Source organism: Zoogloea sp. 1C4 (assembly GCF_009469605.1).
Classification (GTDB): Bacteria; Pseudomonadota; Gammaproteobacteria; order Burkholderiales; family Rhodocyclaceae; genus Zoogloea; species Zoogloea oryzae.
This window is the reverse complement of the sequence record NZ_SSXU01000003.1, coordinates 313,470-335,478: the sequence shown is the minus strand read 5'-3', so window position 1 is coordinate 335,478 and position 22,009 is coordinate 313,470. Positions and strand designations below refer to the sequence as shown.

The 22,009-nt window shown below is 64.0% G+C and carries 23 protein-coding genes; 14 read left to right on the top strand and 9 right to left on the bottom strand.

All coding sequences use genetic code 11. From position 1 onward, the window contains the following. A partial coding sequence (locus GH681_RS05925; RefSeq protein WP_194271148.1) for a transposase occupies nucleotides 1-649 on the bottom strand: 649 nt, incomplete at its 3' end. Between the two features lie 61 nt (nucleotides 650-710). Between GH681_RS05925 and GH681_RS05920 the strand changes: the two genes are divergently transcribed. From GH681_RS05920 to GH681_RS05910, 3 genes are all read left to right on the top strand, one after another. After that, entirely contained in the window at nucleotides 711-1,202 is a 492-nt protein-coding gene (locus GH681_RS05920; RefSeq protein ID WP_228111791.1) for a 2-phosphosulfolactate phosphatase, read from the top strand. A gap of 84 nt (nucleotides 1,203-1,286) precedes the next feature. Then, nucleotides 1,287-1,490 (top strand): SlyX family protein, encoded by a 204-nt coding sequence (locus GH681_RS05915; RefSeq protein ID WP_153160492.1) that lies wholly within the window; start codon nucleotides 1,287-1,289, stop codon nucleotides 1,488-1,490. Between the two features lie 158 nt (nucleotides 1,491-1,648). Then, nucleotides 1,649-2,566, top strand: a complete 918-nt coding sequence (locus GH681_RS05910) for a hypothetical protein (RefSeq protein WP_153160491.1) — start codon at nucleotides 1,649-1,651, stop codon at nucleotides 2,564-2,566. An 18-nt stretch (nucleotides 2,567-2,584) separates the two neighbouring features. On the opposite strand, the gene GH681_RS05905 is transcribed toward GH681_RS05910, so the two are convergent. The 6 genes from GH681_RS05905 to GH681_RS05880 form a co-directional block, all read right to left on the bottom strand. After that, nucleotides 2,585-3,481 (bottom strand): hypothetical protein, encoded by an 897-nt coding sequence (locus tag GH681_RS05905; RefSeq protein ID WP_153160490.1) that lies wholly within the window; start codon nucleotides 3,479-3,481, stop codon nucleotides 2,585-2,587. Between the two features lie 61 nt (nucleotides 3,482-3,542). Further along, nucleotides 3,543-4,394, bottom strand: coding sequence for a carboxylating nicotinate-nucleotide diphosphorylase (gene nadC, locus GH681_RS05900; protein ID WP_153160489.1), 852 nt, complete (start codon nucleotides 4,392-4,394; stop codon nucleotides 3,543-3,545). Between the two features lie 168 nt (nucleotides 4,395-4,562). Continuing rightward, nucleotides 4,563-5,654: a hypothetical protein gene (locus GH681_RS05895; RefSeq protein WP_153160488.1), complete on the bottom strand. Its 1,092-nt coding sequence runs from the start codon at nucleotides 5,652-5,654 to the stop codon at nucleotides 4,563-4,565. 2 nt (nucleotides 5,655-5,656) lie between these two features. Then, nucleotides 5,657-7,222 carry a DUF3696 domain-containing protein gene (locus GH681_RS05890; protein WP_153160487.1) on the bottom strand — a complete coding sequence of 522 codons (1,566 nt, stop codon included), beginning with the start codon at nucleotides 7,220-7,222 and terminating at the stop codon, nucleotides 5,657-5,659. A 643-nt stretch (nucleotides 7,223-7,865) separates the two neighbouring features. Then, on the bottom strand, nucleotides 7,866-8,333 hold the full coding sequence (locus tag GH681_RS05885) for a hypothetical protein (RefSeq protein ID WP_153160486.1): 468 nt from the start codon (nucleotides 8,331-8,333) through the stop codon (nucleotides 7,866-7,868). Between the two features lie 196 nt (nucleotides 8,334-8,529). Beyond that, complete coding sequence (locus GH681_RS05880) at nucleotides 8,530-10,050, bottom strand: sigma-54-dependent transcriptional regulator (RefSeq protein WP_153160485.1); 1,521 nt, start codon at nucleotides 10,048-10,050, stop codon at nucleotides 8,530-8,532. A gap of 257 nt (nucleotides 10,051-10,307) precedes the next feature. Here GH681_RS05880 and GH681_RS05875 point away from each other — a divergent pair, with 257 nt between their 5' ends. The 5 genes from GH681_RS05875 to GH681_RS05855 all read left to right on the top strand — a co-directional run bounded on the left by GH681_RS05875 (nucleotide 10,308) and on the right by GH681_RS05855 (nucleotide 15,735). After that, on the top strand, nucleotides 10,308-11,561 hold the full coding sequence (locus GH681_RS05875; protein ID WP_153160484.1) for a D-amino acid dehydrogenase: 1,254 nt from the start codon (nucleotides 10,308-10,310) through the stop codon (nucleotides 11,559-11,561). Nucleotides 11,562-11,609: 48 nt separating this feature from the next. Then, nucleotides 11,610-11,984 carry a RidA family protein gene (locus GH681_RS05870; protein ID WP_153160483.1) on the top strand — a complete coding sequence of 125 codons (375 nt, stop codon included), beginning with the start codon at nucleotides 11,610-11,612 and terminating at the stop codon, nucleotides 11,982-11,984. Nucleotides 11,985-12,078: 94 nt separating this feature from the next. Continuing rightward, on the top strand, nucleotides 12,079-13,518 hold the full coding sequence (locus tag GH681_RS05865) for an amino acid permease (protein WP_153160482.1): 1,440 nt from the start codon (nucleotides 12,079-12,081) through the stop codon (nucleotides 13,516-13,518). Between the two features lie 12 nt (nucleotides 13,519-13,530). Then, nucleotides 13,531-14,661: an alanine racemase gene (gene alr / locus GH681_RS05860; protein WP_153160481.1), complete on the top strand. Its 1,131-nt coding sequence runs from the start codon at nucleotides 13,531-13,533 to the stop codon at nucleotides 14,659-14,661. Nucleotides 14,662-15,003: 342 nt separating this feature from the next. Continuing rightward, a complete protein-coding gene (locus GH681_RS05855; RefSeq protein WP_228111790.1) occupies nucleotides 15,004-15,735 on the top strand; it encodes an EF-hand domain-containing protein in 732 nt (243 codons plus the stop codon). 112 nt (nucleotides 15,736-15,847) lie between these two features. On the opposite strand, the gene GH681_RS05850 is transcribed toward GH681_RS05855, so the two are convergent. Together GH681_RS05850 and miaA are read right to left on the bottom strand one after the other, a co-directional pair. Then, nucleotides 15,848-16,141 (bottom strand): excalibur calcium-binding domain-containing protein, encoded by a 294-nt coding sequence (locus tag GH681_RS05850; RefSeq protein ID WP_153160480.1) that lies wholly within the window; start codon nucleotides 16,139-16,141, stop codon nucleotides 15,848-15,850. Between the two features lie 180 nt (nucleotides 16,142-16,321). Beyond that, nucleotides 16,322-17,278 (bottom strand): tRNA (adenosine(37)-N6)-dimethylallyltransferase MiaA, encoded by a 957-nt coding sequence (gene miaA, locus GH681_RS05845; protein ID WP_153160479.1) that lies wholly within the window; start codon nucleotides 17,276-17,278, stop codon nucleotides 16,322-16,324. 47 nt (nucleotides 17,279-17,325) lie between these two features. Between miaA and GH681_RS05840 the strand changes: the two genes are divergently transcribed. From GH681_RS05840 to GH681_RS05815, 6 genes are all read left to right on the top strand, one after another. Beyond that, entirely contained in the window at nucleotides 17,326-18,237 is a 912-nt protein-coding gene (locus GH681_RS05840) for a TraB/GumN family protein (protein ID WP_194271147.1), read from the top strand. Nucleotides 18,238-18,258: 21 nt separating this feature from the next. After that, the gene (locus tag GH681_RS05835; RefSeq protein ID WP_153160477.1) at nucleotides 18,259-19,119 is read left to right on the top strand and encodes a toll/interleukin-1 receptor domain-containing protein; all 861 of its coding nucleotides are present in this window, start codon (nucleotides 18,259-18,261) and stop codon (nucleotides 19,117-19,119) included. Beyond that, nucleotides 19,119-19,841 (top strand): N-acetylmuramoyl-L-alanine amidase, encoded by a 723-nt coding sequence (locus GH681_RS23330; RefSeq protein WP_194271146.1) that lies wholly within the window; start codon nucleotides 19,119-19,121, stop codon nucleotides 19,839-19,841. Before GH681_RS05835 ends, GH681_RS23330 begins: the two co-directional genes overlap by 1 nt. Nucleotides 19,842-20,059: 218 nt before the next feature. Then, complete coding sequence (locus tag GH681_RS05825; RefSeq protein ID WP_153160475.1) at nucleotides 20,060-20,803, top strand: EI24 domain-containing protein; 744 nt, start codon at nucleotides 20,060-20,062, stop codon at nucleotides 20,801-20,803. 2 nt (nucleotides 20,804-20,805) lie between these two features. Continuing rightward, on the top strand, nucleotides 20,806-21,579 hold the full coding sequence (locus GH681_RS05820) for a molybdopterin-binding protein (protein ID WP_153160474.1): 774 nt from the start codon (nucleotides 20,806-20,808) through the stop codon (nucleotides 21,577-21,579). A gap of 4 nt (nucleotides 21,580-21,583) precedes the next feature. Then, nucleotides 21,584-21,961 (top strand): hypothetical protein, encoded by a 378-nt coding sequence (locus tag GH681_RS05815; protein WP_153160473.1) that lies wholly within the window; start codon nucleotides 21,584-21,586, stop codon nucleotides 21,959-21,961. The last annotated feature ends 48 nt before the right edge of the window (nucleotides 21,962-22,009 follow it).

Here is a 22,009-nt window from a genome sequence, read left to right as displayed (position 1 = left end):
ACAGTTTGTCGCCCTCGGGGAGCACCCGGTTGTGCTGGCAGCGCACCAGATAATCGGCCGGGTAGCCGAGGTCGCGTGCCTTGACCAGCAGCGACAGCATGTCCGACTCCCGGTCGCCGATGCACACGTGTCGGGTCTCGGGCAGGGCGCGGGCCTGTTCGGCGATGCGCTCGTAGCTCTCGACCCAGCGGACGCTCTCGAGAACACCGCCGCGCGGCGCATCGCCCTGCTTGAACTCCCGCGCCCAGGTCCAGGCGTTGGTGACGCCCAGCGGCTCGCGCTCGGGGCTGACGACGTAGGTGGGGTGCAGGTAGAGCCCGCGCTGGGCTTCAAAGCTGAGCGGCCCCAGCCCACTCATCGCCTGCCCGTTGTAGTCCAGTTCGGTGGTGTCCTGGATGCACAGCACCACCGGGTGCTCGCGGATCCGCGCCTGGCTGGCCTGGGCGTGGGCGCTCAGCACCTCCTCCCAGCCCACCTGTTCGTTGCGCAGGAATCGATACGCCGCGGCCGTTTCGGCCCAGTTCTCGCACGCACCGGGAATGCTCGCTCCGGGCTTCTGCCCCAGTCGTTCGGCCAGCAGCACTGCACGCTGATTCAGCCGCGCATCACCCAGCTCGATCGTCTCAAACTCCTGCTTCGCCCAGCTCATCTGCACGCTCCCTGTGTTCGTCACTCAGGACGATAGGGTACAGGGGTGGGAGATGTGTGCAATGGGATGGATCGAAGGGGGTGATCCGGCGCCGGGCTTCGAATACGGCAACTCGCCCGCGGCACTGCTCGATGCCGACCTTGCCGGGCGCCCGGTGGTGATGAGCACCGCCGCGGGGGTGCGCGGGCTGCAGCGCTTCCGGCAGGCGCGGCAGCTCTACGCGGCGAGTCTGGTGTGCGCCCGCGCCACCGCCGAGGCGATCCGCCGGGCGGGGGCCGACGAGGTGTGCTTCGTGATCACCGGCGAATGGGTGGATCGGGACGGCGACGAAGACGTGGCCTGTGCCGATTTCATCGAGGCCCTGCTGCGCGGCGAGCCGGTGGTGCCGGCGGATTTTGCGCGGCGGGTGCGCGAGTCGGACTTTGGCCGGCGTTTCGTGGCCGGCACCTGGCCCAACCTGCCGCTGGCCGATCTGGAGCTTGCCGCCCAGGTGGATCGCTTTGATTTTGCGATGCCGGTGGTGCGGGAAGGCGAGCGGATGGTGATCCGCTGAGCCACCGTCTGGCTACGCCGCCCTTGGCGCCCGCGCCGCGGGCTGGAACAATCCGCCCTTTCGCAAACTTCATCGGTGCACGCCATGGAATCCAGACTCACCGAAATCGAGATCAAGCTCGCCCTCACAGAAGATCTGGTGGACACCCTCAACATGACGGTGCATCGCCAGCAGGAGCAGATCGACGCCCTGCAGCGCCAGATCCGCCAGCTTTACCAGCAGATGCAGTCGGCCAGCGCGTCGGCCGAGAGCCACGACCTGCGCGACGAGATCCCGCCTCACTACTGAGCGCCGGCGGCGCTTTGTGGCGCCGAGCGTGGTGTTTTGAACGCCCATGACATTTTTCCACGCCGCTTTGCCGGCCGAGCGGCTATAACGACGATCGGGCGATCCGCGCGGCTGCGCTGCCGGTTGCCGCCAACCAACAAGAAATCAGGAGGAGTTCCATGCCCAACGCCGACTTGACGCGCTTCGTCGCCCAGGCCCGGGAACACGCCCACGAGGCGCTCACGAGCCTTGGTGCGCTGCCCGAAGGTGTGTCGGTCGCCCGCTTCATTGCCGACTACGGCAAGGTGGGCGAAATGGTCCATTACGTCACCGTGCCGGATGCCGCCGCCGAGGCGGTGCGCCAGGTCGAGGCCGCCCACGGCGCCGACGGCGCGAAGACCTTCCTGCGAGCGGCCCTTGCCCACGGCGCGGCCGACCTGCTCGAATCCGGCCGGCTCGACGCGCTGCCGCCGCGCATCGTGCATTACCACGTCAAGCACATGGGCCGCATCGCTGGCGCCACCTCGGCCAACGCCGACTGGATGAACATCAAGGGCGATCTCTTCCACAAGGATTTCGGCCTCATCACCCTGCGCCTGTTTGCCGCTGCGGCGCAGCTGCTGGACATCCGCTGCGGCATCCCGCGCTCGATCCTGTTCACCGAGGGCGCGCTGGCCAGCGTGAAGAAGGGTCAGGCGATCATGCAGATGGGCGGCTTCAAGCCCTATGTGCAGATCCACACCCATCTGTCGGACCTGGACGATTTCAACGAGGAAGGCTGGAACGAGTGCTACCGCTGCTGCGCGGAGCTCTACGAGACGATGCCGCAACTGCTGGGCATGTTCGGCGCCAGCTGGTTCTACGACCCGGTGCTCGATGACATCAGCCCGCGGCTTGCCTACCTGCGCAAGATTCCCCAGGACGGCGGCGCCCATGTGCTCTACGTGAGCACCGGCGGCGATCACATCGACAACGCCACGTCCACGTCGCCCAGCCGCCGCAAGCTCTACGAAGAGGGCAAGTACATGCCCAAGAGCTACATGCTCGCCTGGGGCAAGCGCGAGCAGATCGACTGGGCCAAGCGCAACCCGCGCTGAGGCGGGCTGGCGAAGGCTTTAGTGCAGGGTGTCGGGCGGAGTGAGCGGCTCGACATCCACCCACACGTCGCCGTCCTCGCTCTCGCGGGTCATCAGCCCGAAGGTGGCGAAGGCGGCGTGCACGTCCCGGCGCAGCGGCGCGTCGGCCAGCTCGCCCGGCTCGATGGCGTGGCCGGCGGCCAGATGCTGGGCGGTGGTCATCCAGATCGGCGACAGGAAGGATTTGCTCACCCGCTCGGCCATCTCGGCGCTGACCGCCTTGAGCGGCTGTTCCATCCCGTCCAGATAGCCCTGCACGTGGGCCACGGCCTGCATCAGGTGGGCGATGCGGCCGGTGCTCTTGGCAAACAGGCCGTCCAGATCCTGATCCGCAAAATACAGGGTGATTTCTTCCTGCATGCCGCCGGGCAGGGCTTCGAGGAGCGCCGCCAGGTGGTTGAGCAGCAGGTCGGAATCCGCCGGCAGCGACCACGCGGTGCGCCGGTTGATGCGGTATTCCTGCCACATCACCGCGACGATGGGCGCCAGCGCGCGGGCCAGCGGGGTGCCGGCTTCGGCCGCTGCGGCCGGGCGGGCCGCATCGTGCAGGCGCCAGCATTCCTTGTGCAGGTGGTGGATCAGGCGGGCGATCTCGGCGCTGTCGCCTTCGAGGATCGACCACAGCTTGATGCCATTCACCAGCAGCGCAAAGCCCGGGCTGCTATCGACGATGCGCGACAGGTGCTCGCCGGCGGCGGGCGTGACGCCAAAGCGCGCCTCGGCGGCGGCCAGGTCGTCGGCCACAACGACGCGGTCGAGGGCGGAGAGGTCGAGATCCCCGTCGCGGGCCACGATGCGCTGGATCAGCGCCTCGATGACCTGACGGATGAGGGTGGCGTTGGCACTCGAAACCGGGCCGTCGAATTCGATGTTCATGATCGGCGGAAAAAAAGAAAAAGGCCCGGACGCTGATCGCCGGGCCCGGAGTTGGGGCGGATTATTCTTCTTCGACGTGGCGCAGCGACAGGTCGATGGCGCGGACGTCCTTGGTCAGGCTGCCGATGGAGATGCGATCGACGCCGGTCTCGGCGATGGCGCGCACACGCTCCAGGTTGACGCCGCCGGAGGCTTCGAGCTCGGCGCGGCCGGCGTTGATCTCGACGGCCTGGCGCATTTCGGCCAGCTGCATGTTGTCGAGGAGGATCATCTTGGCGCCGGCGGCGAGGGCTTCCTCAAGCTGGGCGAGGTTCTCCACTTCCACCTCGATGAACACGTTGGACGGGGCGAACGAGCGGGCCTGTTCGATCACCGCCTTGATGCTGCCGGCGGCGATGATGTGGTTTTCCTTGATCAGGATGCCGTCGTACAGGCCGATCCGGTGATTGGTGCCGCCGCCCACCTTGACCGCATACTTCTGCGCCAGACGCAGGCCGGGCAGGGTCTTGCGGGTGTCGACGATCTTGGCCTTGGTGCCGGCCACTGCCTGCACGAAGGTGGAGGTGAGCGTCGCCGTGCCGGAGAGCAGCTGCACGAAGTTGAGGGCGGTGCGCTCGGCGGTGAGGAGGGCGCGGGCGGATGCGTCGATCTCGCACAGCAGCTGGCCTGGCTTGATGCGCTCGCCGTCGCGCACATGCCAGATCACCGAGGCGTCGGGCTCGAGGGCGGTGAAGGCGGCGTCGAACCACGCGGTGCCGCACAGCACGGCATCCTCGCGGGTGATCACACGGCCGCGGGCCATGCGGGTGGCGGGAATGAGTCGGGCGGTGAGGTCGCCGGTGCCGATGTCTTCGGCCAGAGAGGCCGCCACGGAGCGCTGGACTTCAACGCGAAGCTGTTCAGTAAATTCCATCGGGGTCACCTTAGTCGTGCTGAGGGGGGATTCTAACATCCGGGGGGCGAGGGTTTCGTAGCGGTCGTCTCGACCTGCTAGTCTTGCGAGCAAAATGTGCGTGCAATAAGTTTTGCATCTTCGATGCTAGTCATCACTGCGATTTTTTAAATGTCAAGAAAGAAAAAATTAAATCCTCGTTTTTGCTGGCGAACAGCACCATTGAAAAACCGCTTCGCCAACGCTTAACCATGATTCTTCCCATTCGGACTTGAAATACTTTAAGACTTTGTGCGGGCTCTGAGCTTCAGCCCATCGAACGAACTTAGGGCCCAACCCGCCAGCTATGTTCGGTACGACGTAGCATGTGCACGGTGTATCCTCAGATTTTTCGCAAAGTCTTATGCATTTCTTGGGGATGCTATTGTTTGCCCCTAATGCTTTTTCTAAAGGTTCCCGTTCGGGGGTGTTTTCAGCTAAGTTGTGCAGCTTTCTTAGCTTTGTTCCATCCTTCCAGTCTGCGCAAATTCGTAACTCTGGGGCTTTCTCTAGAATCTTTTTGGCAAGCTCCATTGCGTTGTCTTCGACTCCTTTGTTAATTTCTCTGATGGCTTCAATGGGAATTAGGTTTTCAAGTTCTCGAACCGGTATTCGTAAATGCCCGCAGAGGTCTGGATGGCTATTCGCTATTTCATCGCATGTCTTTGATACTCGCGATGGTGATCGAGTGGGCCACAAATGGTCTCCGTCGGTGATTGCTAGACATAATTGTTTTCTAGACTTTGCAATCGTCTCAAACTCCACTTGAATAGTGTTTCCCCCGCCTCCTCGGGGCGTCCCTGCTATATCGATTTTGTGCGCTTTTTTCTTGGTTTTGTAGTGCCTTGCGGCTAGAAGATACGCGTCTGCGTCAACCTTGTTCTCCGCGAGAATAGTCGTCGGTTCGAGATTGACATGTGACAATTCTTCTATGGATATGTGTTGAGTTTTGTTGGCAAGATTTTGGATGTGGTTCAAAGGGGCTACTAAAAGTGATTTGGTGCTTATTTCTCTCAGTTCGCCAGAGAGTGCATGGTTGGATATGCACTTCTTAATAAAGGAATGAAAGGCTAGGCTGAATTCATTGGTTCTTTTTTCGAGAGATAGTGCTATTGCAACTTTTTCGACTGAAACGAAGTGATGTCCTTGGAATGATGCGCGCGCAAGACTCTCCATTCCGGTGATTTGCTCGATGGTCCAGTCTTTTATGTCCAGAATTGCGGATGTTAAAATGAAGTGCATTTTTATTGGCCGTCGAAAAATCCAAAAGGCCAATTGCGAAGCACTCCGTCTTCATCAAATTCGGACTTGCTCACAGAAGTCGATGCTTGCCCTTCGGTTTTGTCAAATCGAAGTATTTGTACGTCGCTTGGCTCCAATTCCCCGGTTGCAATGAGGATCCCAAGTCTATTTATCAGTGACGCGCTGTGGGTTTCTACTATGGTGGTTGTGTCTCCTGCCTCAATCGCTGATTTGAGCAAGTCAGCAATTTTGGCCTGATAATCTGGATGTAGGTGAAGTTCTGGTTGTTCAATGACAACAATTGCTTCAGCTGTATTTCTAATGCTTTTTCCTCGAATTCGTCTCGTTGAGGACCAGAGTTGAAGCGCAACCGGAAGTACTTGAGAGAAGCCAAATCCAACGTCAGCAAGGTTTGCTTCTAACCCGGTCTTGTCTTTTATTCGAATAGAAAGATGTCCGCCATCAGATGATGTTTGTACGTTTGCTTCTAAGTAGCGTTGCATCCACGCATTGAATTTTTCTCGATCTGTCGGTGTTAAACTTTCTAGAAAAAATGGAACATTTGCGCCCTTTGAGTCAACTTCTGCGACAGCTAGTCCCTGCTTTCTGTAGTAGCGCTCCGCGGTCGCACGAAGAGGCTCTATGTATGAGCAATTAGATGCACTGTTTGTTACAATCTCATCAATTTGTTCAATTAGCGAAATTACTTTGCTCGCTAAGATTCTGTTCCGCAATTCATCTACCCTAGAGTCTTTTGCCTCAATGTTTTGAGTAGCTCGATACCAAGACGGCGGGGCGTCAACGATAGACTTTATCGATTTTAACGCGGAGTCTGCTGTTCTAGTGTCAATTTGGCGGCAAATATGCCAGATTGCGTCCCAACCCGTATTGGAGTGAACCAGTTTTCTTTGGTAGAAAAAACTGGTTAGCTCGGTTGTGAGTGGGTCGTCTCTGTGTTGAATATTGACAGTCTTGCCGTCTGGTGTTTTTAACTTTCTGGTTCTGAAAAAATTTATTTCAGGGAAGATTGTGTTGAAATTTATTTTTTGAATCGTGTTTGCTGGGGGTGTCCATGCATACTCGTTTACTTCAATTTTTTCAATATTATGGTCTTGGCTGAAATAAATTTTGTATTTATTGGTTTCTTCTTTAATGCATATTCGAGAAAGGAATGCCTCGTTCTTCTTTTGGCCCTCAGCAAGTATTAAACTCGCCTCCGCTGTTCTTGTTGTTACGGGAGGTTGACCGGCTGTGCTCCAGGTAATGGGGCTGATTTCTCTTGTGTGGCTGTCAAGCAAGACCTTAAACGAAAACTCTATTTCTTTTTCTGTCGAGTCTCTTCTTATTGAGTCCCCAAAAGAGCCAAAGTCGACAAAACGGCCCCACCAAAGTACTGGTTCCCTTTTTCTGACCTCCGCTGTTTGTCTTAGTAGAGGGAGTATGCGCGCAAATGTACTTTTTCCTGCACTGTTGCGGCCTACAAGAACTGTAATTGGACGAAACTCAATAAACCCTGTGTCTTCCAGAGAGCGCAGGTTTTGAGCTCGAATTGCGATCAATTTACCCATGGGAGCGGCTCTTTAAAAATTGACAAATATATGGTGTTCTTTGCTAATTGTTTGTTTTTTATTTTTCTGACTTCTTTTTTTAAAATGTATTGCGTTATTTATGTAGGATAGAGTGATAATTTTTTTCATTTTACAGCCAGCTTGTGTTATTGGCAAACTCTTGCGTGTGAGGTGTTTGGTCAGTTTCTTCGTGATGATCAGTCTCGATGTATAGCGGTACGGCTAACCATGATGAAAGGGTTTTCAAATTTGCTGTTATTGAGGTATCTATATTTAATGCGTTTCTATTTTTTTCTGTTCGGCTTCCGTGGGTCAATATGGTTTGAATTTAAGTGTCTTCTGCGCATATAAAAAATCCGAAATTCGCTAAGCCCTTCGAAAAACCTGCAATTTTTTAATCTCGGATAAAGCCAGATAAATTCCGTCGAGTATCAAGAAATTCCCGTTTTGTATTAAAAAATATACGCCGAGTAATTAAATAATCCCGCTTGCTCAGGGCGATGGGTTCAGTCTTGGGTTTTTTTAATGGATGGAAGGATTAATTAATTGCTCGGAGCAATTAAATTGATGTCCGCGCGGGTTTTTGCAAGGGCGGGCGCAAAAAAAGCGGGTTGCCCCGCCTTTTCGCCTGGATGCGCCGGGATCAGTCTGCGGGGGTGTCGTTCTTGCGTGGGCGGCCGGGGCGGCGGATTTTCATGGCTTGCTGCAGTTCTTCAAGGCCGGCGGCTTTTCCGAACATCTTCATGAGCGCGTAGCCGTCGGAGGTGGCGACCATCACGTCGCTGCCAAGGGCGGTCTGGGTGTCTTCCATCTTGGCCAGCACTTCCTTGATTCGCAGGATGCGGGGCTCGAGGAGGGTGTAGGCGGCGAGGTCGGATTTCATCTCGGGGTAGTCGAAGCTCTCGGGCAGGGCCTGCTGGTTCTGCTCGAGCACCATGGCGGTTTGCTGGCAGAAGGTGACCGATTTGTCGCCCATCTTGAAGAGATCCTTCTTCTCACTGGCGGTGAGGGTGAGGAAGGGTTTGGTGAAGTTCTCGAGCGTGGCGATGGCCTGATCGACGGCGGCAATGGCGTCGGCGCCGATGTCGAGGGAGATGAGGTTCTGCGGCATGGTTCGCTCCTGTACGTGGTGGATTTGCCGTGCTGTTCGGCCTGGGGTTTTGTTCAGCAGTAAGACAGGAGCGGATGGTAACCCAGGAAATTTGTTATGGGTACAGAATCATGCATTTGACAATTTCTGCCCCGCGGCGTGTGTGGCGGAACTGTTGCCGCTGAGTACGCTTCGCGTTGTCGGGCCCGGCCAGCCCTCAGTCGATCCCGTAGCGCCGCAGCCGGGTAGCGATGGCGGAGTGGGAGGTGCCGAGGCGCTTTGCCAGTCGGCGGCTGGAGGGGAATTCCTTGTAGAGCCGCTGCAGCAGTTCCTTCTCGAAATCGGCGACGGCCTGTTCGAGGCTGCGCACCTCGCCGGGCTGGGCGGGGGTGGTGACCTGGGCGAGCTCCAGGTCTTCGGCCTGGATGATGCTGCGCTCGGTCATGGTGACGGCGCGGAAGATCACGTTCTGGAGCTGCCGCACGTTGCCGGCCCAGGGGTTGTCGAGCATCGCCGCGCAGGCGCTCTGGGACAGGCGCATGGGCGGCCTGGCGGCCTGGGCGCAGGCGCGGGCGAGGAAGGCGTGGGCGAGGGGCAGGATGTCGCCGGGCCGCTCCCGCAGCGGCGGCACCTGCAGGTTGAGCACGTTGAGGCGGAACAGCAGGTCCTCGCGAAAATGGCCGGAGCTCGCCATGGCTTCCAGCGAGCGGTGGGTGGCGCTGATGATGCGCACGTTCATGCGCACCTCGCGCTCGCCGCCGACCCGCCGGAAGCTGCCGTCGTTCAGGAAGCGCAGCAGCTTGGCCTGCAGGTAGGGCGACATCTCGCCGATTTCATCCAGAAACACCGTGCCACCGTCGGCGAGTTCCAGCAGCCCGGGCTTGCCGCCGCGCAGGCCGCCGGTGAAGGCGCCGGCGGAGTAGCCGAAGAGCTCGCTCTCGGCGAGGTTCTCGGGCAGGGCCGCGCAGTTGAGGGCGAAGAAGGGCTGGCTGCGGCGGCTGCTGCTGGCGTGGCAGGCGTGGGCGAGGAGCTCCTTGCCGGTGCCGGTCTCGCCGGTGATGAGCAGCGGTGCGTCGACCATCGCCATGCGCGCCGCCCGCTGCTTGAGCTGCTCGATCTCCGGCGAGGTGCCGAGGATGGCGTCGAAGCCGCCGGCGTCGTAGTTCTGCAGCGCGCTCATGCGCTCGCCCATGCGGCTGGGGGCGTGCAGAGTGAGCACCGCGCCGGCCACGCGCCCGCCGGTTTCGTGGAGGGGCATGGTCTCGAGCAGGAAGGGTTCGCCGCTGATCGCCACCTCGCACGCCGGCAGGTGGTAGTCGGCCGCCGCCAGATCGCGCAGCAGGTCGGGCTTGCCGATCAGGCCCTGGATCGAGGTGCCGATCAGGCTGCCTTCGGCCAGCCGGCAGGCGGCGCTGGCCGCGCCGTTGGCGATCACCACCCGCCCGGCTTCGTCGATGGCGAACACCGGGTCGGGCTGGGAGGCGAGCAGGGCGTCCAGGTAGAGCCGCCGCTGGGCGCCGGGCAGCATGCCCACCGTCTCGACGCTGAGCACGCCTTCCAGCAGGAACAGGTGCTCTCGCAGCGCATTGAAGCTGCGCTCGTCCAGCTCCGGCGCCTCGATGAAGATGTGGGGCGGGGCCACCTCGACCGCGGTGACGTTGAAGCTCCGCCGGGCCAGCTCGGCGAGCACTTCCTGGGCGATCCCGACCCGGTCGGAGAAGAACACGTCGATCCGCATGAGCTTACCTTTGTATCAATTCCGTTACAGTGTAACGAAAAGTGTACGGCTTTTTCAAATCCTTGAAATAAAAAGAAAAGCGCGTGCCCGGTGGCGCCTGGCCGGTGGTTGGTTGTAACGAAATCGATACAATTCGCAGCCCGGATGGATGGGGTGATTCTCCACAATGTTGTTTTCAAACGGTTTTTTGATCTGGCACGAGACTGGCTATAGGTCTTGCAGACAGATGAACAACCCGAATTGAAAAGGAGAATCCCATGCGCGTCCTCGTCCTCGGTAGCGGCGTCATCGGCACCACCGCCGCCTACTACCTGGCCAAGGCCGGCCACGAAGTCACGGTGGTGGACCGCCAGCCCGGCCCGGCCCAGGAGACCAGCTTCGCCAACGCCGGCGAGGTGTCGCCGGGCTATTCCGCCCCGTGGGCGGGCCCGGGGGTGCCGGTCAAGGCCATCAAGTGGATGCTGATGCACCACAGCCCGCTGGTCATCAAGCCGCTGCTGGACCCGTCCATGTGGCGCTGGTGCGTGGCGATGCTGAAGAACTGCACCACCTCGGCGTACAACATCAACAAGGCGCGCATGGTGCGCGTCGCCGAATACAGCCGCGACTGCCTGAAGGAGTTGCGCGCCGAAACCGGCATCGCCTACGACGAGCGCACCCAGGGCACGCTGCAACTGTTCCGCACCGAGAAGCAGCTGGACGGCATCGGCAAGGACGTGGACATCCTGCGGGAATCCGGCGTCCCCTTCCAGCTCCTCGACCGGAACGGCTACCTGGCCTACGAGCCGGCCCTCGCCGCGGTGAAGCACAAGTTCGTCGGCGCGCTGCGCCTGCCCGGCGACGAGACCGGCGACTGCCACCTGTTCACCTGCCGGCTGGCCAGCATGGCCGAAAAGCTTGGGGTGCGCTTCCGGTTCGGCACTTCGATCCACGGCATCGAGCAGGACGGCGCGCGGGTCACCGGCATCCGCACCGACGCCGGTGTGCTCACCGCCGATCACTACGTGCTGGCCCTCGGCTGCTATTCCACCCAGCTCCTCGGGCAGGTGGGCATCGACATCCCGGTCTATCCGGTCAAGGGCTACTCGATCACCGTGCCGATCACCGATGCCGCCATGGCGCCCGAATCCACGGTGATGGACGAGACCCACAAGGTGGCGGTGACCCGCCTGGGCGACCGCATCCGCGTGGGCGGCACGGCGCAGCTGTCGGGCTTCGACCTGAGCCTGGACGGCAAGCGCCGCGAGACGCTGGAGTTCGTGGTGTCCGATCTCTTCCCCCACGGCGGCGACGTTTCCCGCGCCGAATTCTGGACGGGCCTGCGTCCGATGACCCCCGACGGCACCCCGATCATCGGCCCGAGCCGCTTCTCCAACCTCACCCTCAGCACCGGCCACGGCACCCTGGGCTGGACGATGGCCGCTGGCACCGGCCGCGTCGTGGCCGACATGGTGAGCGGACGCCAGCCCGAGATCCCCGTTGCCGACCTCAGCGTCGCCCGCTACGCCTGAACCCGGCTTTCCCACCTATCCACCAACCCCACACCAAAGGAGACCCCCATGAAAATAATCGACACCGCCGCCGCGCCCAAAGCCATCGGCCCCTACGCCCAGGCCGTGCTCATCGACGGCTGGCTGTTCAGCTCCGGCCAGATTCCCCTCACCGCCGACGGCCAGCTGGCCGGCCCCGACATCGAGGCCCAGACCGAGCAGGTCTTCGACAACCTCGAGGCGGTGCTGGCCGCGGCCGGCGCGTCCCTCGCCCAGGTCGTCAAATCCACGGTCTTCGTGAAGGACCTGGAGGATTTCGCCCGCCTCAACAGTGTGTATGCCCGCCGCTTCGGTACGCACACGCCGGCCCGTTCCACCGTCGAGGTCGCGCGGCTGCCGCGGGATGTGAAGGTCGAGATCGAAGTGGTGGCCCGGCTGGCCTGATTGCTTTTCCCATCATCCGTCCGGTGGCGGGCGCTCCTGCCCATGCCGGATTGACAGCCCGCTCACACCCGGGCGGCAATGAAAGGATCTTGTCATGACAGATGTAAAAGCAAGTCTGGCCGAGGAGGCCGCCCACGAGGCGCGCGATCTTCATCGGGGCCTCAAGGATCGGCACATTCAGATGATCGCCCTCGGCGGCGCGATCGGCGTAGGCCTGTTCCTCGGGGCCGGGCGCGCGATCTCGGTGGCCGGGCCGGGCCTGCTGCTGAGTTACGCGGTGGGCGGGCTGATCATCTTCTTCATCATGCGGGCACTCGGCGAGCTGCTGCTGTACCGCCCGGTGGCCGGCTCATTCGCGTCCTACGCGGAGGAGTTCATCGGCCCCTTTGCGGGCTTTGCCACTGGCTGGTCGTACTGGTTCACCTGGGTGACGATCGGCATGGCCGAGATCACCGCGGTGGCGGTGTACGTGAACTACTGGTTTCCGGACGTGCCCCAGTGGATACCGGCGCTCGTCACGCTTGCGGTGCTGTATTCGGCCAACCGGATCTCGGTGGCGCTGTTCGGCGAGCTGGAGTTCTGGTTCGCGATGATCAAGGTGGTCACCTTCGTCGGGATGATCCTCCTCGGCCTGGCGATCATCTGTTTCGACATCACCCCGCTCGGCAAGACCGCCAGCTTCTCAAACCTGTGGAGCCACGGCGGTTTCATGCCCTTCGGCATCCTCGGCGTGGTGATGACCCTGCAGATCGTGATGTTCGCCTACCAGGGCGTCGAGCTGATCGGCGTGACGGCCGGCGAGGCCCAGAACCCCGAGCGCGTGCTGCCCAGCGCCACCAACAGCATCATCTGGCGGATCCTCGCCTTCTACGTGGGCGCGCTGGTCATCATGATGGCGCTGGTGCCGTGGAGCGAGCTGCGGCCGGGTGTCAGCCCCTTCGTGTTCGTGTTTGAACGCATCGGCATCCCCGGCGCCGCCGGCCTCATCAACTTCGTGGTCATCACCGCGGCGGCCTCGTCGTGCAACAGCGGCATCTTCAGCACCGGGCGCATGCTCTACACGCTGGCCCAGTTCCGTCAGGCGCCGAAGGCTCTCGGCCGGGTGAATCGCCACCATCTGCCGGCCAACGCCATCACCCTGTCCACCCTGGTGATGAGCATCGGTGTGGTGCTCAACTATCTGGTGCCCGAGCAGGTCTTCGTATGGGTGACCAGCATCTCGCTCATCGGCGCCTTGTGGACCTGGACGATCATCGTCCTCGCCCACCTCGGCTACCGCCGGGCCGTGGCGGCCGGCACCGTCAAGGCGGTGTCCTTCCGGATGCCCGGCGCGCCGTACATGAACTGGGTCGTGGTGGCCTTCATGGTGGCCGTGTGCGGGCTCCTGGCCCTCGACCCCAGCACCCGCGTGGCGCTCTACGTGGCGCCGGTGTGGTTCGCCCTGCTGGGCATCGGCTACCGTTTCTGCGCCGACACCGGGGCGTCTGCCCGCGCGCCGGTGCCAGCCCGGCTCCAACCCGAATCCGAATCCTGAAAGAACCCAAGCATGATCGACTCGAACGTGACCAGGGCCGGCGCCGTGCTGACCATTGATCTCGATGCCCTGTGCGACAACTGGCGCCTGCTCCGGCGCCAGGCCGAGGGCGCCGAATGCGCCGCCGTCGTCAAGGCCGACGCCTACGGCCTCGGTGCCGAACGCGTGGCTCCGGCGCTGTATCGCGCCGGTTGCCGCAGCTTCTTCGTGGCCCACCTGACCGAAGGCATCCACCTGCGTGCCGTGCTGCCCGACCAGACCGCGATGATCTACGTGCTGCACGGCCCGCACCCTGGCTCGGAGCGGGACTTCGTGCGCAGCCGGCTGGTGCCGGTGCTCAACAGCCTGCCCCAGGTGAAGGCCTGGCAGACCCTCGCCCAGTGGGAGGACGGCGTGCTCCCCGCCGTGCTGCAGGTGGATACCGGCATGGCCCGGCTCGGGCTGAGCGAGGACGAGTTCGCCAGCCTGATCGCGCATCCGGCCCTGCTCGAAGGGTTGGCCCTGCAGTTCGTGATGAGCCATCTGGTGAGCGCCGAAGCGCAGCACGACCCGGTCAATCGCCGGCAGCTGGCGCGCTTCGAGGCGGCGCTGGCGCAGCTGCCGGGGATGCGCGGCAGCCTCGCCAACTCGTCGGGGATCTTTCTGGGCGGCGAGTACCACTTCGGGCTGGTCCGCCCGGGCGCCGCGCTGTACGGCGTCGCCCCGGTGGCCGGGCAGGCCAACCCCATGCGGCCGGTGATCCGCCTGCAGGGCAAGGTGCTGCAGACCCGGCGCGTCGATGCGGGCACCGCGGTGGGTTACGGCCACAGCTGGATGGCCTGCCGCCCGTCGCGGCTTGCCACCGTTGCCGTGGGCTATGCGGACGGCTATCTGCGCAGCCTGAGCAACCGCGGCCTCGCTCGCTACGAAGACGTCCCGCTGCCGCTGGTGGGCAAGGTGTCGATGGACACGATCATCGTGGATGTCACCGACGTGCCCGAAGCGCGCATCGTCGAGGGTGCCTTCGTCGATCTTGCCGACCCCATCAACGGCGTCGACGCCGTCGCTGAACGTGCCGGCACCATCGGCTACGAGATCCTCACCAGCCTGGGGCGGCGCTACGCGCGCCAGTACATCGAAGGCGGCCGCATCCAGCCGGATTGATGCCTTGCGGCCCGGGGTGGCCTTGCGGTGCCGCCCCGGGCCGGAACTTTCTGCCGTTTTGCGTGATGCCCACCGGATTTCACGCCACCCGCCCCCCCCGACCCCTGCCGTTCCGGCAATCGGCAGCGGATACCTGCCGGCAGCTTTTGCCCGGGGCGACGTTTTCCGCGCGGGGCAAGGCCTGCGGGGTGACGCACAGACCAATGTCTTAACCCAACTTTACCTCCCTTAACCCGATCCGCCACCAATCGGGGGCGGGATTGGGCCGTTATCTTGCTAAGAACCGGGGGCAGGCGCAGGCCGCCCGGAGTGATTCCGGCAACACGGAGGAAAGGAAAGATCATGGTCAGCAGCATCAGCGGTTACAGCAGCGCGTCGGCGATGGCGATGACGCGCCCCGACCCGAGCCAGATGGCGAGCAAGCTGTTCTCCAGACTGGATACGAAAGGGCAGGGCTTCATCGAGCAGAGCGATCTGCAGTCGGCGTTCAGCCAGGTGTTCGGCAACGCCGCGTCGTCCCAGGCGAACGACGCCAGCAGCCAGCTTTTCAGCGCGCTGGATGGCGACAGCAACGGCAAGGTGACGGAGAGCGAGTTCTCCACCGGCATGCAGAAGCTCGCCGAGGCGCTGGACAGCCAGGCCTTCAGCAGCCGCATGGGCGGCGCGGGCGGAATGGGCGGAATGGGCGCCGCCGGCGGAATGCCGCCGCCTCCACCGCCGGGGGGCGGGCAGGACGACGCGGGCTTCACCCAGGACGAGCTGCAGAGTCAGCTGGAGGAAGTCGGCAGCACCGACAGCAAGCGCTCGTCGCTGATCTCCAGCGTCGTCGAAAACTTCGACAAGGCCGACACCAACGGCGACGGCAAGGTGAGCGCCACCGAGGCGATGGCCTACGAGCAATCCACCCAGAGCAGCACCTCGGGCAACTCGACCAGCACCGGCAGCACCGGCAGCACCAGCTCCTCGAGCCACACCGACGCCATGCTGGCCCATCGGCTGATGGAACTGATGCGCGCCTACGGTGGCGATTCGACCACGTCGGCGGCGAGCGGCGTGCTGTCGGTGTCGGCCTGATCCAGGATGTGTGTCGCAGGTCGGGCTGTAGGTCGGACTTCAGTCCGACAGCACGGGTTGATCTGAGCCGACGTGTCGGACTGAAGTCCGACCTACAGGGATGAGTGCGCGGCTAGCGGCACCACTGTTTTTCGCAGGGCACGCCGTCGTTGTTGCCATCCATCTTGGTCCCCGGGCAATTGCGCAGAAACCAGGTGGCCTCCTCGCAGGAGGTCATCTGCGAGCAGTGAGTGCGTCCGTCGCAGGTGAAGCGGGGTTCCGGGGCTGGACGCTCGCTGGACTGGCGGGCGGGCCGGGCGTCGGTGATCGGCTCGATGGTCGCGGCGGGTACGTCGCGCCTGTTGTATTTGCCATAGGCTTGCCACGCGGCGAGCCCGACGAGGAAGAGGATCAGCAGGCGCTTCATCGCGTGTCCGGGGTGTGCGGGAATGCCCGAATTATATGTCGACGGGGTGCTCAGCCGGCACGTATGTCCAAGCTGGAGCTTCAACGCGTTTCCGTCGGTTGGATGTCATTCGGTCACGTCGCTCCCGTTCGGTTGGCGATGTCAGACTGAGGTTCCACCTACCGCGCCGGCGCTCGAGATTCAGCCCAGCCCACGGGCGACGATCTCCCACACCTGCGCTTCCACATCCGCCGCGAGGCAATCCACCTCGGTCAGATCGCCCCAGTTCTCGCGGAAGTTGCGTTGCCAGGTGAGTTGGCGCTTGGCGAGCTGGCGGGTGGCGAAGACGCCCTTGTCGCGGAAGCTGCGCATGTCGCACTGGCCGTCCAGAAATTCCAGGGCCTGGCGGTAGCCCACGCAGCGCATCGACGGCAGGTTGGGGTCGAGCTGGTAGTGGCGGCGCAGGCGGATCACCTCGTCCACGAAGCCGGCCAGCAGCATGGTGTCGAAGCGGCGTTCGATGCGGGCGTGGAGCACGGCCCGGTCGCTGGGGGCCAGGGCGATGGGGATGAAACGGTGGGTCTCTTCGGCGTCGTCGCGCCTGGCGTAGCTGTCGGCCAGCGGGCGGCCGGTGAGGCGGACGATCTCCAGCGCGCGCTGGATGCGCTGGGCGTCGTTGGGCTTGAGGCGGGCGGCGGCGTCCGGGTCGAGGGCAGCGAGCTGGGCGTGCAGCGCCGGCCAGCCGTCGCGGGCGGCGGCGTCCTCGATGTCCTTGCGCAGCTGCGGGTCGGCTTCGGGGAGTTCGGAGAGCCCTTCGCGCAGGGCCTTGTAATAGAGCATCGTGCCGCCCACCAGCAGCGGCACCTTGCCGCGGGCGGTGATCTCGCCCATCAGACGGCGCGCGTCCTCGCAGAAGCGGGCGGCGGAGTACGCCTCTTCAGGGCTCACGATGTCGATCAGATGGTGCGGGCAGGCGGCCTGCTCGTCGGCGCTGGGCTTGGCGGTGCCGATGTCCATGTCGCGATACACGAGGGCCGAATCGACGCTGATGATCTCGACCGGCAGGCGCCGCGCGAGGGCCAGGGCGCAGGCGGTCTTGCCGCTGGCGGTGGGGCCGAGTAACAGGATGGCGGGCGGAAGCGGCGTGGTTTCGGGCATGATTCGGGCCTTGGCAATCGTGCATTGTAGCGGGTGGAGAAATTCGGTTGAACGCATCGGGCTGGAGTCGGATCGGGCGGGCGCTGCTGGCGGGCGCCCTGCTGCTGTGGGCGGGGCTGGCGGCGGCGAAGGGGCCGCTGTTCCTGTGGGAGCTGCGCGACGGCGAGGGCACGCTTCGCGCCTGGCTCTACGGCACGATCCACGTGTGCGACGCGACCTGCTTTCCGCTGCCGGCGGATGTGCGCGCGGCCTTTGCCGGCGCCGACAGCCTGGCGCTGGAGCTCGATCCGGAAGACCCGGGCCTCACCCGGCTGCTGATGCAGGCGGCGCGGCTGCCGGCCGGCGAGCGGCTCGACGACATCCTGCCGCCCGCGCTGCGGCCCCGCGTGGCGTTGGCGATGGATCGGCTGGGCCTGCCCCAGGCGGTGCTCCAGGGCATGCAGCCGTGGATGGTGAGCACGCTCCTCACCCTCAAGGCGGCGGAGCGGGCCGGCTACGGGGCAGGGCAGGGGATCGATCTCTCGCTGGCCCGCGACGCCCGCGCCCGGGGCATCGAACTCTGGCCGCTGGAGCGGGTCGAGCAACAGGTGGCGGCGCTCTCGGCCGGCGGCGACAAGGCCCAGGTGGCCTACCTGACCGAGGTCGTCTCGCTGATCGAGGACGATGCCGCGCCGGAATACTTTGCTTCGATGCTGCGCGCGTGGCGTACCGGCGACGTGGCCGAGATCGACCGCATCCTGCGCGAGGAATCCGGCGGGCCCGACGCCGCGCCGCTGCTCGAGGCGCTGCTCGATGCGCGCAACGTGGAGATGGCCGAGGCCATCGAGCGCGGCCTCAAGCCCGGCCGCCGGCCCTTCATCGCGGTGGGCGCGGGGCACATCGGCGGCAAGGGCGGGCTGCTGGAAATCCTCGCCGCGCGGGGTTACGCGCTGCGGCAGGTGCACGATGCCAACGACTGACACCCACCACGCGGAGCAGGCATGACCGACATCTTCATCAGCTACGCCAGCGAAGACCGGGCGCGCGCCGGGCAGTTTGCCTCGGCCTTCGAGGCGCGGGGCTGGTCGGTGTGGTGGGATCGGCGGATCGTGCCGGGTCAGGCTTTCGATGCGGCCATCGAGCAGGCGCTGGAGGCGGCGAAATGCGTGGTGGTGCTGTGGTCGCCGGATTCGGCGGCCTCGGAATGGGTGAAGAACGAGGCTGCGGTGGGCGCCGAGCGGGGCGTGCTGGTGCCGGCGATGATCGTGCCGGTCAAGCTGCCGCTGGAGTTCCGCCGCAAGCAGACGGCCGATCTGACCGACTGGCGCGGGGCAGTGGATCATCCGGGCTTTGCGTCGCTGTGCGAGGCGGTGGAGCCACTGCTGGGCGAAGCGCCCCGTGCGCCGGTGGCGCCGCCCACGCTGCCGGCACCGGCTGGCAACCGGCGGCTGCCGCTGCTGGCCGCGCTGGCGGTGGTGCTGGCGGGCGGGGTGTTCTGGGGCGTGTCCCAGCGGGCCGTGCCGCCCGTGGCCCCGGTGCCGGCGCCGCAAAGTGCGTCGGCGGGCGAGGGCGAGTGGTCGGCGGCGCGTATCGCTGGCGTGTATCGCGGTGCGGTGGTGGCGGATTCGAAGGGCGGCTCCCGCAATGGGGTGTCGGTGACCGTCGAGTTCGTCGACCGTTACACGGTGCGGCTCACGTCCGACTACCCGCGCATTCCGGCGGTGACGGTGCGCGTGAGCCAGGTCGGGGATCGCGTACTCGCCGATGGTGGCGATACCGCGCTGGTGGTGGACCCGACCCGGACGCCCCAGCGTCTCGACTACTCGCCCCACGGCGAATTGAGTTTCAGTGGAGTGCGTTGATGAACAGGATGTGTGAAAGCGTGCTGGCGGTCTGCCTCGCGCTGGCGGGCTGCGCGGCTGTTGCGGCGGGCCCGGTGGCGGTGGATGTCGGCCACTTCCTCGAGAAGCCCGGCGCCACCAGCGCCTACGGGGTGACCGAGTTTGAATACAACCAGAACCTTGCGGCGGTGATCGCCACCCGGCTGGAAGCCGATGGCGTGCCGGTGCGGCTGATCGGTTACAAGGGCGAGATGGCCGATCTCTACGCCCGCGCGCCCCAGGCCGAGGCGGCGGGCGGGCAGTTCTTCCTGTCGGTGCATCACGATTCGGTGAAGGCCGAGTACCAGCAGACGTGGCTGGTGGACGGCAAGGAGCAGCGCTATTCCGAATACGCCCGGGGCTTCTCGCTGTTCGTGTCACGCAAGAACCCGCGGTTGGCCGAAAGCCTGGCCTGCGCGAGCAGCATCGGCGCCGCGCTGCGGGCGGCGGGCCTCAAGCCCACGCCCCATCACGCCGAGGCCGCCGGCATCGGCCGCCCGTGGGCCGACGAAACCAACGGCGTGTATTACTACGACAACCTGGTGGTGCTGAAGACCTCCACGGTGCCCGCGGTGCTGCTGGAGGCCGGGGTGATCGTGCATCCGGCCGAGGCGATCGAGCTAGCCACGCCGGAACGCCGCGCCCTCACCGCCAACGCAGTGTCCAAGGGCCTGCGCACCTGCGGGGTGACCGCGGGCCGCTGATCGGGGAAAATGCGGGGGCTTCCGGTTTTGCGGTGCTTGTCGTGCCGGATCAAGATTCGGCCATGCGGCGCGGCCGGCCACGATGCTGTCGGGCTACGCTCCTGTAGGTCGAACTTCAGTCCGACACCTCCGCCTGGATCAAGCCTCGTTGTCAGACTGAAGTCCGACCTACAAGAATACCTGCACAGTCCGATTGACCTGACATCCATGTCCAAACGATGAAGACGATCCTCTTGTCCTACTTCTCCGCCGCCCGCAGCCTGGGCCGGCCGGGCATCCTGTGGCACCTGATGTGGCCGACGCTGGCCGCCAGCATCATCTGGACGGGCCTCCTGGTGACGAGCTGGGGTTCGCTGGTGGCGTTGGGCAGCAGCCTCATCACCGGGATGCCGCTGGTGGGCGACTGGCTGGCCTCGTCCGAGGGCGCGCTGATGGTGGCGCTGCTGATGTTCAAAATCGGACTGGTGGTGCTGGCGCTGCCGATGATCTATGTGACCGCGGCCTTCCTGGTGGCGGCGGTGGCGCTGCCGCTGATGCTGGAGCGTGTCGCCGCCAGCGATTACGCCGATATCGCCCGCCGCAGCGGCGGCAGCCAGATCGGCAGCGTCTGGAACGCGCTCACCTCGGTGATCCAGTTTCTGGTGCTGCTGGTGCTGAGCCTGCCCCTGTGGCTGATCCCCGGCGCCGGGCTGCTGATTTCGCTGATCCTCACCGCCTGGCTCAACCAGCGCGCCTTCCGCTACGACGCGCTGATGGCCCACGCCGACACCCACGAGATGAAAGCCCTGCCGGCCCAGCACTCCAGCGGGCTGTTCGGCGTGGGGCTGGTGGGCGCGGCGATGGCGCACCTGCCGCTCATCAACCTGTTTGCGCCGGCGCTTTCCGGGCTGGCCTTCGTGCATTACCTGCTGTCGGCCCTGCGCGTGGCGCGCAGCCGCGAAAACATCATCGAGGTGAACTGAACATGGCTGCGGATTCCACGCCGGCTTTCGGCGCAATCATCATCGGCGACGAGATCCTCTCCGGTCGTCGAGAGGACAAGCACTTTGGCAAGGTGGTCGAGCTGCTCAAGGCCCGCGGCCTGCGGCTGGCGTCATCGCGCCATGTGGGCGACGAGCGCCCGCGGCTGGTGCAGACGCTGAAGGAGAGCTTCGCCAGCGGCGACATCGTGTTCAGCTTCGGAGGCATCGGCGCCACCCCCGACGACCACACCCGCCAGGCCGCAGCCGAGGCCCTGGGCCTGCCCCTGGCCCTGCACCCCGAGGCCGAAGCCGAGATCCGCGCCCGCTTTGGTGACGAGACCACGCCCCAGCGCCTGCAGATGGGCGTGTATCCGCTGGGCGCCGAGATCATCCCCAACCCCTACAACCGCATCCCCGGCTTCTCCATCGCCAACCATTACTTCGTGCCCGGCTTTCCGGTGATGGCGTGGCCGATGGTCGAATGGGTGCTGGATCAGCGCCTCGCGCACCTGCACCACAAGGTGGATTACGTCGAGCGCTCGGTGATCGCCTGGGAGGCGCTGGAGGGCAAGCTCATCGACCTGATGGAAGCCATCACCGCGGACTTTCCCGATGCCACCCTGTTCAGCCTGCCCAGCGTGGGCGGCGACGGTGTGCCGCGCCACATCGAGCTGGGCATGAAGGGCCCGGTGGCCAGCGTGGAGGCCGCGATGGCCCGCATCACCGACGAACTCACCCGGCGCGGTTACGCCTGGGAGCCCCGCGCCGATCTGTAACGCCATGAGCGCCAGCCCTTCATCCACCTACCGCGATTTTCCCGGCCGGCGCTGGCTGGTCGTGGTGCTGCGCGCTGCGCACCTGGCCGGCGTGGTGGGCGTGGGGGCCGGCTTGCTGGCGGGCGGGCAGGGCGTGGCGGATGGCTTCCTGATCCTGATGGTGGCCTCGGGTGTGGCGATGGCGGCGCTCGATGCGTGGTCCAACGCCCTGTGGCTCAAGGAATTTGCCGGGCTCTCGCTGCTGGTCAAGTTCGTGCTGATCGGCATCTTCGTCGTGGATGAAGCGGCCCGCCCCGCGTTGTTCTGGCTGATCCTCGTCTTCTCGGTGGTGTTCGCCCACGCGCCAGCGAGCTTCCGTCATCGGCGGGTGTCACGTAACTGAAGTTTTCATTTCATATACTCGCGCCCCGTATCAGATGGCAGCACGAGG